This window comes from Aestuariivita boseongensis (assembly GCF_001262635.1).
Classification (GTDB): Bacteria; Pseudomonadota; Alphaproteobacteria; order Rhodobacterales; family Rhodobacteraceae; genus Aestuariivita; species Aestuariivita boseongensis.
Genome location: NZ_JXYH01000038.1, coordinates 1 through 16526, shown reverse-complemented (window position 1 = coordinate 16526; position 16526 = coordinate 1). Strand labels below are relative to the sequence as shown.

The 16526-nt window shown below is 60.6% G+C and carries 16 protein-coding genes; 8 read left to right on the top strand and 8 right to left on the bottom strand.

Going from position 1 to position 16526, the window contains the following annotated elements; translation table 11 throughout:
* Positions 1-67 precede the first annotated feature (67 nt).
* The 3 genes from TR61_RS13950 (at position 68) to coaD (ending at position 2091) form a co-directional block, all read left to right on the top strand.
* Entirely contained in the window at positions 68-973 is a 906-nt protein-coding gene (locus TR61_RS13950) for a LysR family transcriptional regulator (protein WP_050930889.1), read from the top strand.
* Between the two features lie 60 nt (positions 974-1033).
* The gene (locus TR61_RS13945) at positions 1034-1468 is read left to right on the top strand and encodes a CBS domain-containing protein (protein ID WP_050930886.1); all 435 of its coding nucleotides are present in this window, start codon (positions 1034-1036) and stop codon (positions 1466-1468) included.
* Positions 1469-1596: 128 nt separating this feature from the next.
* Complete coding sequence (gene coaD, locus TR61_RS13940) at positions 1597-2091, top strand: pantetheine-phosphate adenylyltransferase (protein WP_050930884.1); 495 nt, start codon at positions 1597-1599, stop codon at positions 2089-2091.
* A gap of 1 nt (position 2092) precedes the next feature.
* On the opposite strand, the gene TR61_RS20180 is transcribed toward coaD, so the two are convergent.
* A complete protein-coding gene (locus TR61_RS20180; protein ID WP_050930882.1) occupies positions 2093-2236 on the bottom strand; it encodes a hypothetical protein in 144 nt (47 codons plus the stop codon).
* Between the two features lie 73 nt (positions 2237-2309).
* Complete coding sequence (gap, locus tag TR61_RS13930; RefSeq protein WP_050930876.1) at positions 2310-3308, bottom strand: type I glyceraldehyde-3-phosphate dehydrogenase; 999 nt, start codon at positions 3306-3308, stop codon at positions 2310-2312.
* A 187-nt stretch (positions 3309-3495) separates the two neighbouring features.
* Here gap and TR61_RS13925 point away from each other — a divergent pair, with 187 nt between their 5' ends.
* Positions 3496-4467, top strand: coding sequence for a DUF808 domain-containing protein (locus TR61_RS13925; RefSeq protein ID WP_050930874.1), 972 nt, complete (start codon positions 3496-3498; stop codon positions 4465-4467).
* An 82-nt stretch (positions 4468-4549) separates the two neighbouring features.
* A complete protein-coding gene (locus tag TR61_RS13920) occupies positions 4550-4975 on the top strand; it encodes a DUF2267 domain-containing protein (RefSeq protein WP_050930872.1) in 426 nt (141 codons plus the stop codon).
* Positions 4976-4985: 10 nt separating this feature from the next.
* On the opposite strand, the gene tkt is transcribed toward TR61_RS13920, so the two are convergent.
* Positions 4986-7007 carry a transketolase gene (gene tkt / locus TR61_RS13915; RefSeq protein ID WP_050930870.1) on the bottom strand — a complete coding sequence of 674 codons (2022 nt, stop codon included), beginning with the start codon at positions 7005-7007 and terminating at the stop codon, positions 4986-4988.
* Between the two features lie 241 nt (positions 7008-7248).
* On the opposite strand from tkt, the gene TR61_RS13910 reads away from it, so the two are divergent.
* Together TR61_RS13910 and TR61_RS13905 are read left to right on the top strand one after the other, a co-directional pair.
* Complete coding sequence (locus TR61_RS13910) at positions 7249-7764, top strand: hypothetical protein (protein ID WP_050930868.1); 516 nt, start codon at positions 7249-7251, stop codon at positions 7762-7764.
* A complete protein-coding gene (locus tag TR61_RS13905; protein ID WP_050930866.1) occupies positions 7764-8159 on the top strand; it encodes a cell division protein ZapA in 396 nt (131 codons plus the stop codon). Before TR61_RS13910 ends, TR61_RS13905 begins: the two co-directional genes overlap by 1 nt.
* Before the next feature lie 131 nt (positions 8160-8290).
* On the opposite strand, the gene grxD is transcribed toward TR61_RS13905, so the two are convergent.
* From grxD to TR61_RS13880, 5 genes are all read right to left on the bottom strand, one after another.
* Positions 8291-8653, bottom strand: coding sequence for a Grx4 family monothiol glutaredoxin (grxD, locus tag TR61_RS13900; protein ID WP_050930864.1), 363 nt, complete (start codon positions 8651-8653; stop codon positions 8291-8293).
* Positions 8650-8895 (bottom strand): hypothetical protein, encoded by a 246-nt coding sequence (locus tag TR61_RS13895; protein WP_050930862.1) that lies wholly within the window; start codon positions 8893-8895, stop codon positions 8650-8652. Before TR61_RS13895 ends, grxD begins: the two co-directional genes overlap by 4 nt.
* Before the next feature lie 3 nt (positions 8896-8898).
* On the bottom strand, positions 8899-9135 hold the full coding sequence (locus TR61_RS13890) for a BolA/IbaG family iron-sulfur metabolism protein (RefSeq protein WP_050930861.1): 237 nt from the start codon (positions 9133-9135) through the stop codon (positions 8899-8901).
* Positions 9136-9201: 66 nt separating this feature from the next.
* Positions 9202-11361, bottom strand: coding sequence for a phosphoribosylformylglycinamidine synthase subunit PurL (gene purL / locus TR61_RS13885; RefSeq protein WP_050930860.1), 2160 nt, complete (start codon positions 11359-11361; stop codon positions 9202-9204).
* Between the two features lie 492 nt (positions 11362-11853).
* Positions 11854-12759 carry a LysR family transcriptional regulator gene (locus TR61_RS13880; RefSeq protein ID WP_050930859.1) on the bottom strand — a complete coding sequence of 302 codons (906 nt, stop codon included), beginning with the start codon at positions 12757-12759 and terminating at the stop codon, positions 11854-11856.
* A gap of 172 nt (positions 12760-12931) precedes the next feature.
* Between TR61_RS13880 and TR61_RS13875 the strand changes: the two genes are divergently transcribed.
* Positions 12932-16351, top strand: a complete 3420-nt coding sequence (locus TR61_RS13875) for an indolepyruvate ferredoxin oxidoreductase family protein (protein ID WP_050930858.1) — start codon at positions 12932-12934, stop codon at positions 16349-16351.
* Positions 16352-16526: the final 175 nt, after the last annotated feature.

Here is a 16526-nt window from a genome sequence, read left to right as displayed (position 1 = left end):
CAAAAATCACTTGAACAGAGGCAAGATTTCAAAAACGGTTTGCAAAAAAGCAAGGGGGCATCAGGCCATGGAACCACATTGGGACGATATGCGCGTTTTCCTGTCCGTCGCGCGCGAGGAAAGCCTGTCAGGCGCGGGCAAGCGGCTCAAGATGGATCCGGCCACCGTGGGCCGCCGCATCGCCCGGCTTGAAAGCGCCATGGAAACCACGCTTTTCGCCAAATCCCCGCAAGGTTATACGCTGACCGGTGCCGGCGAACGGCTCCTTCGCCACGGGGAGGAGGCCGAGCAGGCCATGCGCGCCGGTATGGAGGCGCTGAGCGGGCCGGAGGACACCCTGTCAGGTCAGATCCGCATCGGCGCGCCCGATGGCTGCGCCTATTATGTGTTGTCTCCTATCTGCTCACCGATATCCCGCGCCAATCCCGACCTTGATATCCAGATTGTCGCCCTGCCGCGCGTGGTCAATCTCAACCGGCGCGAGGCGGATATGGCGATAACCGTCAGCCCCCCGACGGCAGGCCAGTATCACGTTGAAAAGATTACCGATTACAAGCTTTTCATCGCCGGCGGCCGCCAATATCTGCGCCGCCGACCCCCGATAAACTCCATCGAAGACCTCAAGGATCATCGCATCATCGGGTATATCCCCGACATGATCTATGACGCCGAGCTGGATTACCTGCGCGACCTGGGCCTTGATCGGGTTGTACTGGCGTCGAACTCCGTGCCCCTGCAGGTGCGTATGGTCGAACAGGGCGACGGGCTGTGCGTGACCCATGCCTTTGCCATGGCCCAACACGGTGTCTTGCGCAAAGTGCTGGGCGATGAGGTCAGCTTCACACGCTCTTTCTATCTTGTGCGCCACAAGTCCGATCTGAAATCTGACCGCATGAACCGCCTGGCCGATGCAATCATTACCGGCGTGCGCGAGAAAGTCGCCGAATTGGAAGACCACGTCGCACAGGCTTGACAGGTGCTCCGTGACCGGCAACGCTTTGCAACAGAAGCGATTATCTCGGAGGGAGGCCAGATGCGCGTTCAACAGATCCTCAAATCCAAAGCCAGTTCCGATGTTCTGACTGTCCCGCCGGAAACGCTTGTGTCCAAAGCTGCCGCCGTTCTGGCCGAACACAGGATCGGCTCGCTGGTGATCTCATCCGACGGGGCGCAGGCCTTGGGTATTCTTTCCGAACGCGACATCGTGCGTGAATTGGCAAAAAGCGGGGCAGGGTGCCTGACCCGCCGGGTCGAAGACTATATGACCCGCGATCTGGTCACCGCCACAACGGACATGGCCGCAGATGAGGTGCTGCAGCTGATGACAGATGGCCGGTTCCGCCACATGCCCGTGGTCGAAGGCGACCGAATGGTTGGCCTGATCACGCTGGGCGATGTGGTCAAAGCCCGGCTTAGCGAGTTGTCGATGGAAAAGGATGCGCTTGAAGGGATGATCATGGGGCACTGACCCCACGGCCGGTTCTTTTGGTGGTGCTCCGGCCATGGCCCGGTGGTAAATCTCCTTTGCGCCCTTGCACTCCCCGGCGCTTCATGTTTGCGTGCGCGCAAAACGACGGGACGTGAAGGAAAACTTCCATGCGCATTGGCCTCTATCCGGGGACATTCGATCCCATAACGCTGGGACACATGGACATCATTCGCCGCGCCAGCGCGCTGGTGGACCGGCTTGTGATCGGCGTGGCGATCAACCGCGACAAGGGGCCCTTGTTCTCTTTGGAAGAACGGGTCGAGATGATCGAAAACGAATGTGCCGCGCTATCGAAACAGACCGGTACGGAAATCGTTGCCCATCCCTTTGAAAACCTTCTGATCGACTGTGCCCGAGATGTGGGTGCGCAGATCATCGTGCGTGGCCTGCGCGCGGTTGCGGATTTCGAATATGAATTCCAGATGGTCGGCATGAACCGGGTGCTGGATGACAGTATCGAAACCGTCTTCCTGATGGCCGAGGCGCGCCACCAGGCCATCGCGTCGAAACTGGTCAAGGAAATCGCACGGCTGGGCGGCGATGTCTCCCAATTCGTCACGCCGCCGGTGAACGACGCCCTGAAGGCCCGATTGAAGCGCTAACTCAGCGCCAGAAGGCCAGCCATTCGATGAAATCCGCGAACTTCCTGCCCAGAAACAGCAGGTGTTCGGTGCCGTACATGGTCACATCGATTATAATGGCCCCCAGAATGAGGGCTCCCAGAACGACGGCAATGGAATTGGTCATGCCCCAGGCCTGCATCTTGTGACTGCGCGTTGTGCCGAAAGATGACCCAACGCGCCCAGCGGCGCAAGCAGGCTTACAGCTTGCCCATCGCGACGGCCACGTCTGCCATGCGAACCGAGAAGCCCCATTCGTTGTCATACCACGCCAGTACACGCACCAGCCGGTCGCCCACCACCCGCGTCTGATCCGGCGCGAAGATCGAGCTTTCTTCGGTATGGTTGAAGTCGATCGACACCAGCGGCGCGGGTTCATAACCCATGACGCCTTTCATCGGGCCATCCACGGCGGCTTTGACGGCGGCGTTCACCTCGTCTGCTGTGACCGCGCGGCCTGCGGTAAAGGTCAGATCCACGGCCGAAACATTGGGCGTGGGCACGCGAATGGCAGACCCGTCCAGCTTGCCTTTCAGTTGCGGCAGAACCTCGCCCAACGCTTTCGCGGCGCCCGTGGTCGTGGGGATCATCGCCATGGCCGCCGCCCGCGCGCGGTACAGGTCCTTGTGGCGACGGTCCAGCGTGGGCTGGTCACCGGTATAGGCGTGGATCGTGGTCATGATGCCGCTTTCAATCCCGAAAGCTTCATGCAGAACCTTGGCCAGCGGGGCCAGGCAGTTCGTGGTGCAGGAGCCGTTCGAAATCATCCGGTCGCCTGCGGCCAGATCGCCGTCGTTCACACCGTAAACGATGGTCTTTTCCACGTTCTTGGCGGGTGCCGAGATCAGAACCTTGCCTGCGCCCTGCTCCAGATGGACTTTCGCTTTTTCCCCGTCATTGAATTTGCCGGTGCATTCCAGAACCACGTCGCAGCCCGACCAGTCCAGTTCGGTCGGGTCATAAGTCGACATCACCTGGATCGGGCCCTGGCCCAGATCCATCGTGCCGTCGCCCAGCGTGACCTCTCCGGGGAAACGGCCGTGGACGCTGTCATATTTGATCAGGTGCGCCGCGGTCTCCAGCGGGCCGGTTGCATTCAGTTTGACCACCTTGATGTCGTCGCGGCCCGAGGCAGCGATATGTGACAGCGTGCAGCGGCCAATGCGGCCAAACCCGTTGATCCCGACAGTGACGGTCATGGAGACTTCCTTTTTGGCAAAGCGACTATTTGCGCGGGATATAGACAAGCCCGTCATGGCCCAAAAGGGTAAAAGCGCCATATTCTGAACGTGTTAGCGCAAACTTTCGCCGGTTGCGCTAACGCGATGGGTCGCAATCCGCGTCTCAGTCGTTAGACTGTTCGAAAGCGTAACGAGAGGGCAGGATATGAGCGGTTTGTTGGCCTTGCTGGATGATGTGGCGGCGATTGCCAAGGTGGCCGCCACCTCGGTCGATGATGTGGCGGCGCAGGCTGCCAAAGCAGGGACCAAAGTGGCGGGTGTTGTGATCGACGACGCTGCGGTGACCCCGAAATACGTCACCGGTTTCGAGGCCGACCGCGAATTGCCGATCATCTGGAAGATCACCCGCGGATCGCTGTTCAACAAGCTGATCATTCTTCTGCCGGCTCTGCTGGCGCTGAACGCGTTTGCCCCGTGGTTCATCACCCCGCTTCTGATGCTGGGCGGGGCATATCTGTGTTTTGAAGGGGCCGAGAAGGTGTTTCACTGGCTCTTTCCGCATGGCGACAAACATGTGGAAAAGGACATGGATGTGGGCGATCCCGTACATCTTGAGGAAGAACGCGTGCAAGGTGCGATCAAGACCGATTTCATCCTGTCGGCCGAGATCATGACGATCATCCTCAGCAATATCGACGCGTCCACCTTCTGGTTCGAGGCCGCTACATTGGCCTTTGCCGGGGTCGCGGTGACAGTCTTTGTCTACGGGTCTGTCGCGCTGATCGTGAAGATGGACGATATCGGCGTGTGGATGGCCGCCAACGGCCGAACCGGGGCAGGGCGGTCACTGGGCACGGGGCTTGTCAAAGGCATGCCCAAGCTGCTGACCGCATTGACGATCATTGGTACGGCAGCCATGCTGTGGGTCGGCGGGGCGATCATCACCCACGGTCTGGATGTGCTGGGCTGGCCCTGGCCCTATGACACGATCCATCACATCGCGAAGGACATCGCCCATGGCATCGACACTGGGCGCGGCTTTGTCGGATGGGTGATCGTGGCCCTGGGGGACGGGATCCTTGGCCTGGCGCTGGGTCTTTTGCTGATCCCGGTGGTCACGCGGGTCATTGGCCCGGTGTTTTCGACCCTGACGGGGGGCAAAAGTCAGCCGCACTAGGCTTTGCCACTGACAAAAATCAACGCCCCTTCGTCACAAGATGCGATCCTTCCCCAGTTTTGTCTGCGGAGGAAGAAAGATCATGTCAGCCTTGGGATTACGCATTCTGGACGATGCCGCGCACAGCACGAATGTCTGGGTCAATGACATCAACGAACGGCTTGGTTGGGACAACAAGCACCGCGCTTACCGGCTGATGCGGGCGGTTTTGCACGCGGTGCGGGATCATCTGAGAGTGGACGAGGCCGCCCAACTGGCCGCCCAACTGCCCACGCTGATCCGCGGCATCTATTACGACGGCTGGAACCCGTCCAAGACGCCGCTGATCGAACGCAAAGCGGATGGGTTTATCGCATTGGTGCAGAAGGATTTCGAAACCGATCCGCTGGGCGATGCACCTCAGGCGATTGCGGCCGTGATCGCGGTGATGCGCGCGCATGTCTCCAAAGGAGAGATGGACGAGGTGGAAAACAGCTTTACCACAGACATCCGCGCGCTGTTTGGCTAAGGGACGCAGCTCAGCGTCCCAAAAGCTCTTTCACCTTGGCCACGGTCGCCTCTGCGGTGATGCCGAACTCGCGATACAGCACATCCGCCGGGGCAGACGCGCCGAAGTCATGCATCCCGATAAAGCCCGATTTTTCGCGCTTGCCGCGTTCGCCATAAAGCCAGCGGTCCCAGCCAAAGCGGATCGCGGCCTCGATCGCGACGCGTACAGGGCCGCCGGGCAACACGCGCTTGCGATAGGCCTCGTCCTGTTCCTCGAACAGCTCCCAGCAGGGCATGGAGACGACGCGGGTGCCGATGCCTTCGGCCTCCAGCATCTCGCGCGCGGCCATGGCGATGGACACTTCCGAACCGGTCGCCATCAGAATGGCCTGACGCTTGTGATCGGCGTCTTTCAGCACATAGGCGCCCTGCGCCGTCAGGTTCTTTGTCTTGTGCTCGGTCCGTACCGTTGGCACGCCCTGACGGGTCAGCGACAGAACAGAAGGCGTTTCCTTCGAGGTCAGCGCCAGTTCCCATGCCTCTGCCGTCTCGATCGTGTCGGCGGGGCGGAAGACATGCATGTTGGGCGTCGCGCGCAACATCGCCAGATGTTCGACAGGCTGGTGGGTCGGGCCATCTTCGCCCAGACCGATGCTGTCATGGGTCATGACAAAGACCGTGGGGATCTTCATCAGCGCAGCCAGCCGCATGGCGGGGCGCGCGTAATCGGTGAAGCACATGAAGGTGCCGCCATAGGGCCGCACGCCACCATGCAGCGCCATGCCGTTCATGGCGGCGGCCATGCCATGTTCACGGATACCGTAATAGACATAGCGCCCCTTGCGACCTTCGGGTGTGAAGACACCCAGATCGCCGGTCTTGGTGTTGTTCGATCCGGTCAAATCGGCCGATCCGCCCACGGTTTCCGGCATGATCGGGTTGACCACTTCCAGCACCTTTTCCGAGCTTGCCCGCGTGGCCAGTTTCGGCGCGCTTTCCGACATCTGCTTTTTCAGCGCGCGGATGGTGGCAGACAGGCGCTTGGGCGCCTCACGCTCGTAAATGCGCGTGAATTGCGCCTGCCGGTTGGCAGACAGTGACGCGAACCGTTCTTCCCAGGCGGCGCGGTCAGCGGCACCCCGACGGCCGATCTCTTCCCATTGCGATTTGATTTCGGCGGGGATTTCAAACGGCCCCCAGGTCCAGCCATAGGCGGCCTTGGCGTCCAGCAACTGCTGCGCATCGGTCAGCGCGCCATGCCCTTTCGAGGTATCCTGCGCCGCATGCCCCAGGGCGATATGGGTTTTGCAGGCGATCATGCTGGGCTGCGCGGTCTTCTTGGCTACGACGATTGCAGCATCAATGGCGGCCGGATCGTGGCCGTCGATCTCCTGCACATCCCAGCCGCTGGCGCGGAACCGGGCGACCTGATCGGTGCGATCGGCAATATCGACCGTGCCGTCGATGGTGATGTTGTTGTTGTCCCAGAAGACGATCAGCTTTGACAGCTCCTGCCGCCCGGCCAGGCCGATGGCCTCCTGGCTGACACCTTCCATCAGGCAGCCATCGCCCGCGATCACATAGGTATAGTGATCAACGATTTTTTTGCCGTACTGCGCGCGCTGGATCTCTTCTGCCATGGCAAAGCCCACGGCGTTGGAAATGCCCTGGCCCAGCGGCCCGGTCGTGGTTTCGATCCCCGATGCGTGGCCATATTCCGGGTGACCCGCCGTGCGCGCACCCCACTGGCGGAAGTCTTTCAGCTGCTGCAGCGTCATGTCGGCGTAACCGGTCAGATGCAGCAGCGAATAAAGCAGCATGGACCCGTGGCCCGCCGACAGGATGAAACGGTCGCGATCGGGCCAGTTGGGGGCCGAGGCGTCGAATTTCAGGTGCTTTTCGTATAGAACCGTCGCCACGTCGGCCATGCCCATCGGCATGCCGGAATGGCCGGAATTCGCAGCCGCCACAGCATCCAGCGTCAGGGCGCGGATGGCGGTCGCTTTGAACCAGTGATCGGGGTTTTCGGTGCGCAGGGCGGTCAGATCCACGGGTCTCTCTTTCTTTTATGCAGAATTGCGGCTTGGCTCCCAATACCAGCCGGGCCGCAAAGATCAAGCAGCCTGTCGCGGGCAGGATGAAGCGCGCCGTTCAAGTCCTTGAAAGCAAAGGGGGCGCATTTCACTTTCGCATTGGTTAGACTGTGTGAACCTGAGGGGGTACCGTGATTCGACAGACCCCGGCAGGTGCGAACCGACGACCACGCCAGTTGGGACAAAAGGGACAAGGGGCATGAGTGAGATAGAGGCATTGCAGGGCCGGATCATGGCCGCAATGGACCGGATCAGCCAGGGGGTCGAGGCCTTGCAGGCTGCCCCGGCCGAGGCGGACACCGATGCGCTGGAGGCGCTGAAGACCGAGCTTGAGGAAGAAAAACTGGTGACCGCCCAGCTGGAAGAGCGGATCAAGAAACTGAAGGCCGCCCATGCCGAGGAACTGGCCGCCGCGCAAGCCGCCGCGCCATCGGCACCCGCCACCGTGGATGCCGACAAGCTGGCCGCGCTTGACAATGAGTTGCAACGCCTGCGCAAAGCGAACGAACAGCTGCGCGCCAGCAACGCCGCCCTGCGCGAGGCCAACGAGGCCGGTGTGGGTGAACCGCATCTGATCAACAGCGCGATGCTGGCCGAACTGGAAGGCCTGCGCGCCGCCCGCGCCGCCGACGTGGCCGAGGCCAGCGCGATCATGGATCAACTTGTGCCGCTTCTGGACAAGGCGCGCGATCTGCCGGAAGGGGAGGAAGTCTGATGCCCGAGGTGACCATTCATATCGGCGGGCGCGCCTTTCAGGTGGCCTGCCAGGACGGCGAAGAACAATATCTGCATGCCGCCGCAAAGATGCTGGATGAAGAAGCGCAGGTATTGTCGGATCAGATCGGCCGCCTGCCGGAAGCGCGGATGTTGTTGATGGCCGGGCTGATGCTGGCCGACAAGACCGCTGCCGTGGAAGACAAGATCAAGGAAATCGAGACCAAGCTTGCCGAGCGCGATGCCGAGATCGACAATCTGAAATCCGCACCCATGCCTGAACCCGAACGGTTGGAGGTGCCGGTGGTTCCCCAATCGGTGACCGATACGCTGGCCGAACTTGCCGCCCGGGCCGAAGCCATCGCGGCATCGATCGAGGAAAAGTCCGCCTCCTGATTTTCGGGGCCTGTGCGTGCCCGAGGTTGGGTTGGGGTATTTGGGGCCAGAAAGAAGCAGGTTGTCTGCAAAAGAAAAGGGGACGGCGCGATCCGCGTGCCGTCCCCTTTCTGTTTCAGAGTGAAGCCAGATCAGGCGTTGGCTTCACGGATCTTGTTGGCGGCGTCCTTGTCATAGGTGACGCCGTTATCGTCGAACAACTGGTCGAGTTCGCCCGACAGGGTCATCTCGGTGATGATGTCGCAGCCGCCAACGAATTCGCCCTTCACGTAGAGCTGCGGGATCGTCGGCCAGTCCGAAAAATCCTTGATACCCTGACGGATCTCTTCATCGGCCAGCACGTTCACGTCGGCATAATCGACGCCCATGTAGTTCAGCACGCCCGCGACGCGGCTGGAAAAGCCGCATTGAGGCATGGACTTGGTGCCCTTCATGTAGAGCACCACGTCATTTGCGCTGATGGTTTCCTGAATTTTTGCGGATGCGTCTGTCATTTCCGTTTCTCCCTTGGGATAAATCGCTTTGCATATTCCTGCGGATCGCGCGGGATCTTGTAGGTGGTGGAATGCCCGCCACCGCCCGCGCCTGAACTGTAATTGGCCTCGATCACGTGATCGCCCTTTCCGGGCAGGCTGCCGCGTTCGGTGCCGCGTGTGCGTTTCAGGGCCATCGCACCGCTGATCACGGCAACCAGGATGATTGCCAGCGACAGCAGGATGACGGCCACGATATCCATGACCTATTCCGGGGCCCTGGTGGTCAGCGCCAGGGCGTGCAGCTCGCCATTTGCGCCATCCATTTTGCCTTTCAGCGCCGCATAAACCGCGCGTTGCTGTTGCACCCGGTTCTTGCCGCGAAAGCTTTCGTCGATCACCATGGCCGACATGTGAACGCCATCATCGCCTTCCACGACGATCTTGGCATTGGGGAAGCTTTCCCGCAGCAGGTCTTCGATTTCTTGGGCGTGCATGGGCATGGCTGTGCTCCGGATGGTACGTGTCAAAAGATGTAATCGGCCCTTACCTTTCGCGCAAGGGAGGGTTCAGGCCACCGCCTCGGCAAAGGCGCTGCGGTAAAGTGCTCCCAGCTCCTCCAGCGGGGCCTCGGACGCGCCAATGCGCACGGTGCTGCCAGTGAACCGGCCCACGGTCGCAATCGGAACGCCCGCCTGACCGGCGGCGACCATCAGCGCCTCGGCCTGGTCGAAGTTGCAGGCCACCAGATAGCGCGCCTGATCCTCGCCAAAAAGCTGGCTCATGTCGCTGTCATCAAGGACAACGCCAACGCCCGCGGCTTCGGCCATTTCAAACGCCGCGACAGCCAGGCCGCCATCGCCCAGATCGGTGCAGGCCTTGATGTTCGCGCGATTGGCGCGAATGAATTCGCCATTGCGCCGCTCGGCCTCAAGATCGACCGCGGGCGCATCGCCGTCTTCGCGGTTGAAGACCTCGGCCAGAAGGGCCGATTGGCCCAGATGGCCCGAGGTTTCGCCCACCACAAGCGCCACATGGCCTTCGCGCACCTCGCAGCCGATGATCTCATCGGGATGCGCGATCAGGCCCACCGCGCCAATGGTTGGCGTTGGCAGGATCGCCTGACCGTCGGTTTCATTGTAAAGTGACACATTCCCCGACACGATCGGCATATCCAGCGCAAGGCAAGCCGCGCCGATGCCTTTGATCGCGCCCACGAACTGGCCCATGATCTCGGGCTTTTCGGGGTTGCCGAAATTCATGTTGTCGGTGCTGGCCAAAGGCCGCGCGCCCACGGCGGTGAGGTTGCGATAGGCTTCGGCCACGGCCTGCTTGCCGCCTTCCACCGGGTTTGCCTTCACATAGCGCGGCGTCACGTCCGAGGTGAAGGCCAGCGCCTTGTCGGTCCCGTGTACACGGATGATGCCCGCGCCCAGACCGGGGGTGCGGTTGCTGTCGGCCATCACCATGGTGTCATATTGTTCATAGACCCATTGCTTGGCGGCATAATTGGGCGAGCCGATCAGCGCCTTCAGCCCGTCGATGGGATCGACCTGCGGCAGATCGCCGATGGGATCCTGCGCAGGTGTTTCCACCCAGGGCCGGTCATATTCCGGCGCCCGGCCCGACAGGGGCGACAGCGGCAGATCCGCTTTGATCTCGCCGTTAAGTTCGATCAGGAACCGGTCCTCGGCGATGGTCTCGCCGACAATCGCGAAATCAAGGTCCCATTTGTCGAAGACGGCCTTGGCCTCGGCCTCTTTTTCCGGGCGCAGCACCATGAGCATGCGCTCCTGGCTTTCCGACAGCATCATTTCATAGGCTGTCATGTTCTCTTCGCGCTGGGGCACCGCATCCAACACCAGCTTGATGCCCAGATGGCCCTTGTCGCCCATTTCGACCGCGGAGCAGGTCAGGCCGGCGGCCCCCATATCCTGAATGGAAATCACGGCCCCCGTCTGCATGAGCTCAAGGCAGGCCTCCATCAGACGTTTTTCGGTGAACGGATCACCCACCTGCACGGTGGGGCGCTTTTCCTCGATCGTGTCGTCGAATTCGGCGCTGGCCATTGTGGCCCCGCCCACACCGTCACGACCGGTCTTGGCGCCCAGATAAACAACGGGCATCCCCACACCCGAGGCCGCCGAATAGAAAATCTTGTCGGCATCCGCCAAACCGGCGGCAAAGGCGTTCACAAGACAGTTGCCGTTATAGGCGGGGTGAAACCGCACCTCTCCGCCCGCACAGGGCACGCCAAAGCAATTGCCATAGCTGCCGATGCCTTCGACCACGCCATTGACCAGCCGGCGCGTCTTGGGGTGCGACGGTTCGCCGAAACTCAGCGCGTTCATCGACGCAATGGGGCGCGCGCCCATGGTAAAGACATCGCGCAGGATGCCGCCCACACCAGTGGCCGCGCCCTGGAAGGGTTCGATGTAAGAGGGGTGGTTGTGGCTTTCCATCTTGAAAACCACGGCCTGACCGTCGCCGATATCCACGACGCCTGCATTTTCACCTGGTCCGCAAATCACCTGCGGGCCTTCGGTGGGCAGCGTGCGCAGCCATTTCTTCGATGATTTATAGGAGCAATGCTCGTTCCACATCGCCGAGAAAATGCCCAGTTCAGTAAAGCTGGGCTCTCGTCCGATGATCTGCAGGATCAACTCGTATTCATCGGGTTTTAGCCCATGTGCTTCGATCAGCTCAGACGTGATGGCCGGTTCCTGCATGATCCAGATGTCCCCCTTGGCAGATGAGGCCGTCTTTAGCGGCTTACGCGGGCGGGGGAAAGGGGTGCCAAAACGCGGTTGTCAGACAAAAAATGTATACAGTATGCATATTATATGTGAAGCTACCCGGGTCGGGGCCATGGCGCACCAGTCTTGGTCTGGACGAGTGCAATTGCTGGTGACGAGTGTCCGCGCCTGCCGGCGCGTTTGACTGGATGGCAGTTCGTGATGGACCGCACGGGTGGCAGGACGGGCAACTGTCTTGCTGCCCTTTTTTCCGATCAAAGCTGCTTGATGCGTGGCGCCATCCTTGCGCGAAAAAAAAGGCCGAGCACTAAGCTCGGCCGAAGTCCAACAGGGAGGTATGAAGATGATGCGCAAATGTGCGCGTCTCAGCTTCATGTGGTCATTTAGGGTGCACACTATGACCAATCAAGGCGGAAAATGTCGCAATCGCAGCATGCCTGCCATGCATTGGGTGCATGGCAGCGCTTACAGCTTGCCCAACTGCCGTAACTGTTTGCGATGCTGGATGATCTCGTCCTGAACGAAGTCGCGGAAGGCCGCGATGCGCTTGGATTGGCGCAGTTCTTCAGGATAGGCAAGAAAAACAGGGACTTCGGCGCTTTCCAGATCTGGAAGGACGCGGATCAGATCGGGGAAATCCTCGGTAATATAGTCGGGCAGAACGCCGATCCCCAGATTATGGATCACGCCTTGCAGCACGCCGAAATAGTTGTTCACGGTCAGCAATGACCGGATGTCATAGGTCATCAGGTGTTGCACAAGCGACGCACCGGCGGCCACCTGATCCGAACTTGGGCTCTGACAGATCAACCTGTGGTCGACGATATCGGACAATTCGGTCAGTGTGCCTTCCCTATCCAGGTAATCCCGGCTGGCAAACAGACACATCCTGATCGTCATCAGCTTTTTGCGGATCAGATCGGCCTGGCTGGGTTCCTTCATACGGATCGCCACATCCGCCTCGCGCATGGGCAGGTCCAGCACCCGCTCCTCCAGCATCAGATCGACCTTCAGATCGGGATATTTTTCGTAAAGCTTGGGCAGGCGCGGGGCCAGCCACAGCGCGCCAAAGCCGAATGTGGTCGTCACCCGCAGCTCGCCAAACACCTCTTCCTCGCTGTCGCGGATGCGGGCCGATGCCGCCTCCAGCCGCTTTGACATGGCCGCAGTGGCGTCAAACAGCAGCTCGCCCTGTTCGGTCAGAATCAGTCCCCGCGCGTGGCGATGAAACAGCGTGGCGTTCAAAGCCTCTTCCAGGGCACGAATCTGTCGGCTGACCGCCGATTGCGACAGGTTCAGCTTGTCACCGGCATGGGTCAGGCTGCCGGCATCCGCTACGGCGTGAAATATTCTAAGTTTGTCCCAATCCATTCCGGTAACTTTCGTATCTTTCACCCCGGCATAGCCGAAACCTTTGAACAGGTCAGCCCCGTGATGTCGTTAAGTTGACCCAACGCTAGAGGTTTTTCTGGTAAGGTCAGTTATTGTGACCTATTATATATGCAAAGATGACAAGGAATCCATCCGCGTTGGGAGGCGCCAGATGAGTACCCAGAAGATCTCGCTCAATGACCGTTTCGATCTGGAGAAAAGCCCCGTTCTTCTGAACGGCACACAGGCGCTGGTGCGGCTGATGCTGATGCAGAAGGAACGTGACCGGGCGGCTGGCCACAACACCGCCGGACTTGTCACCGGCTATCGCGGATCGCCCCTTGGTGCCGTCGACATGCAAATGACCCGCGCCGCGAAATTCCTGGCTGCGCAGGACGTCACCTTTCAGCCGGGTCTGAACGAAGACCTCGCCGCCACCGCGATCTGGGGCGCCCAGCAAGCCGAACTGCGGGGCGAGGGGAAATTCGACGGGGTCTTCGGGCTCTGGTACGGCAAGGGGCCGGGCGTGGATCGCACCGGCGACGTGTTCCGCCATGCCAACATGGCGGGCACCTCGGCACTTGGCGGCGTGCTGGTCGCGATGGGCGACGACCACACTGGCGAAAGTTCCACCGTGCTGCACCAGTCCGAATGGGCGCTGATGGATGCCTATCTGCCCATCGTCTCGCCCGCAGGTGTGCAGGAGATCCTGGATTACGGGCTTTATGGCTTTGAACTCAGCCGCTTTGCGGGTCTCTGGGTTGGCCTCAAGACGATGAAGGACACGATCGAAGCAACCGGCGTTATCGAAAGCGACCTGGCGCGCTACAATTTTGTGCGCCCCAAGTTCGACATGCCCGAAGGCGGTCTGAACATCCGTCTGGTCGATGACCGCCACCAGCAGGAAGAACGCCTGATCAAGCACAAACGCTTCGCGGCCGAGGCGTTCTCCCATGCCAACCAGATGGACAAGCGCATGTGGGGCAAACCCGGCGCCAAGATCGGTCTGGTCGCGGCGGGCAAGAACTGGCTGGACCTGATCCACGCCATGAAACTGCTCAACATCGACGAGAACGAGGCCGAACGGCTGGGTCTGACGCTTTATAAAGTGGGCCAGACCTTCCCGCTGGATATGAAGGGCTTTCACGACTGGGCCGAAGGGCTGGACCTGATCATCGTCGTGGAAGAAAAGCGCAAGCTGATCGAGGTGCAGATCAAGGAAGCCATCTTCGACGACCGACAAGGCCGCCGTGTCTATGGCTGGTACAAGGGCGGCGCGGGATCGCTTCATCGCGAGGAACTGTTCCCGACCCACGGCGACCTGAATCCCCACTGGATCGCCGAAAAACTGGGCGAAATCCTGATCGAGGAAGGCCGCAATACCGACGGTATCAAGGCCGGCATGCAGGCGCTGGAAGACGCCCGCCGCGCCGACAACGCCGAAGAGATCACCTCGCGCCTTCCTTACTTCTGCTCGGGCTGTCCGCATAACACGTCCACCAAGGTGCCCGACGGCTCGCGCGCCTATGCCGGGATTGGCTGTCACTTCATGGTGCAATGGATGGACCGCAACACGCTGGGCTTCACCCATATGGGAGGCGAGGGCGCGAACTGGATCGGCGAACAACCGTTTTCCAAGCGCAAGCATGTGTTCCAGAACCTTGGCGACGGTACGTACAACCATTCCGGTGTGCAGGCGATCCGCGCGGCTTTGGCGGCCAAGACGCCGATCACCTACAAGATACTCTATAATGACGCTGTCGCCATGACCGGCGGGCAGGGGAACGAGGGCGATCTGAGCCCCGAACGCATTGTGGCCGAACTCAAGGCCATGGGCGTGCAGAAGCTGGCCGTCGTTTATGACGAGAAAGAGGATGTGAACCCCAAGGCGTTCCCCTCGGACGTGCCGCTGCACGAGCGCATTGAGATGATGAACGTGCAGAAGGACATGGCCGAATACGACGGCGTGTCCGCCATCGTCTATATCCAGACCTGCGCCGCCGAAAAACGCCGTCGCCGCAAGCGGGGCACCTTCCCCGATCCGGATCGGCGCGTGTTCATCAATACCGATGTCTGCGAAGGCTGCGGCGATTGCGGGGTGCAGTCGAACTGTGTGTCGATCGTGCCCAAGGAAACCGAGCTGGGCCGCAAACGCGCGATTGATCAATCGTCCTGCAACAAGGATTTCTCCTGCCTCAAAGGTTTCTGCCCGTCCTTCGTGACGCTGGAAGGGGCCAAGGTGAAGAAGAACGCAACGGCGAAACTGGATCTGCCCGATCTGCCGGAACCGGAACTGCCTGCGATTGATGGCACCCATAACGTGGTGATCACCGGCGTGGGTGGCACCGGCGTTGTCACCATCGGGGCGGTGCTGGCGCAGGCCGCGCAGATCGACGGCAAGGGCGCGGGCATGATGGAGATGGCGGGCCTCGCCCAAAAGGGTGGTGCGGTGCATATCCACTGCCGGATTGCCGAGAAACCCTCTGACATCAGCGCGATCCGTGTGGCCACGGGCGAGGCGCATGCCCTGATCGGCGGCGATCTGGTGGTCAGTGCGGGCTCCAAAACGCTGGGCCTGACGCGGACAGGGCAAACCGGCGCTGTGGTCAACAGCCACGAGATCATCACCGGCGATTTCACCCGGAACACCGAATTTGCGTTGCCAGCTGACCGGTTACAGGTCGCTCTTCAAGCGCGGATGCAGGATCGGTTGGATCTGTTTGACGCCTCCGATCTGGCCAAGGTCACGATGGGTGACAGTATTTTCTCCAACATGATGGTCTTTGGCGCAGCGTGGCAGCGGGGCCTCATTCCCCTGTCGCTTGAGGCGATCCGCCAGGCCATCGACCTAAATGGCGCGGCAGTAGAGAAAAACCTGCGCGCCTTTGATATCGGGCGCTGGGCGGTGCTGCATCCGGCTGAGGTCGAAAAGCTGCTGACCCCGACCGTGATCCAATTGCCCAAAACGCTGGATGAAAAGATCGCTTATCGCAGCGATCATCTGGTGGCTTATCAGGGCAAACGGCTAGCCAAACGCTATGCCAAAATGCTGGCCAAGATCGACGATGCCGGGCTGAAGGAAGCAGTGGCCAAGGGCTATCACAAGCTGCTTTCCTACAAGGACGAATACGAAGTCGCCCGCCTGCATCTGGCGACCGAGGCCAAGGCGCGCGAAGAATTCGAGGGCGATTTCAAAATGAAATTCCACCTCGCCCCGCCGCTTCTGTCCAAGGAAGGCCCGGAAGGGCGGCCTTTGAAAAAGGAATACGGGCCGTCCATGATGCGCAACTTCCGCCTGCTGGCCAAGCTGAAGGGCCTGCGCGGCACACCGCTTGATCCCTTCGGCTATACCGCCGAACGCAAGATGGAACGCGCGCTGATCAAGCAATATGAACGCGATATGAAAGAGGTGCTGCCCAAACTGACCGCTGACACCCGGGACGCGATCATCGCGCTGGCCGAATTGCCGCTGCAGATCCGTGGCTTTGGCCCGGTGAAACAGGCCAATGAGGCAAAGGCCGCCAAACGGCGCGAAGAGCTTCTGGCCGTGATCCGCCAGGGCGGGCCGCAGATGGCCAAGGCGGCTGAGTGAGACCTGGTGCGCCCCGGACCTGATCCGGGGCGCAGGGTAAAATCGTCACACGCATGTCATACGCATTGTGCACAGGTTGTGCACAGCGTTATGACGCCCTCAGATCTTCGTTGGGAGCAGGCTCATGCCCTCGTCTCGGCACATCGCGCGTGACATCTCTTACGCCCATTCCGCC

Coding starts and splice junctions, on each gene's coding strand:
- TR61_RS13950 (WP_050930889.1), top strand. CDS start 68: ATGGAACCACATTGGGACGATATGCGCGTTTTCCTGTCCGTCGCGCGC.
- TR61_RS13945 (WP_050930886.1), top strand. CDS start 1,034: ATGCGCGTTCAACAGATCCTCAAATCCAAAGCCAGTTCCGATGTTCTG.
- coaD (WP_050930884.1), top strand. CDS start 1,597: ATGCGCATTGGCCTCTATCCGGGGACATTCGATCCCATAACGCTGGGA.
- TR61_RS20180 (WP_050930882.1), bottom strand. CDS start 2,236: ATGACCAATTCCATTGCCGTCGTTCTGGGAGCCCTCATTCTGGGGGCC.
- gap (WP_050930876.1), bottom strand. CDS start 3,308: ATGACCGTCACTGTCGGGATCAACGGGTTTGGCCGCATTGGCCGCTGC.
- TR61_RS13925 (WP_050930874.1), top strand. CDS start 3,496: ATGAGCGGTTTGTTGGCCTTGCTGGATGATGTGGCGGCGATTGCCAAG.
- TR61_RS13920 (WP_050930872.1), top strand. CDS start 4,550: ATGTCAGCCTTGGGATTACGCATTCTGGACGATGCCGCGCACAGCACG.
- TR61_RS13910 (WP_050930868.1), top strand. CDS start 7,249: ATGAGTGAGATAGAGGCATTGCAGGGCCGGATCATGGCCGCAATGGAC.
- TR61_RS13905 (WP_050930866.1), top strand. CDS start 7,764: ATGCCCGAGGTGACCATTCATATCGGCGGGCGCGCCTTTCAGGTGGCC.
- grxD (WP_050930864.1), bottom strand. CDS start 8,653: ATGACAGACGCATCCGCAAAAATTCAGGAAACCATCAGCGCAAATGAC.
- TR61_RS13895 (WP_050930862.1), bottom strand. CDS start 8,895: ATGGATATCGTGGCCGTCATCCTGCTGTCGCTGGCAATCATCCTGGTT.
- TR61_RS13890 (WP_050930861.1), bottom strand. CDS start 9,135: ATGCCCATGCACGCCCAAGAAATCGAAGACCTGCTGCGGGAAAGCTTC.
- purL (WP_050930860.1), bottom strand. CDS start 11,361: ATGCAGGAACCGGCCATCACGTCTGAGCTGATCGAAGCACATGGGCTA.
- TR61_RS13880 (WP_050930859.1), bottom strand. CDS start 12,759: ATGGATTGGGACAAACTTAGAATATTTCACGCCGTAGCGGATGCCGGC.
- TR61_RS13875 (WP_050930858.1), top strand. CDS start 12,932: ATGAGTACCCAGAAGATCTCGCTCAATGACCGTTTCGATCTGGAGAAA.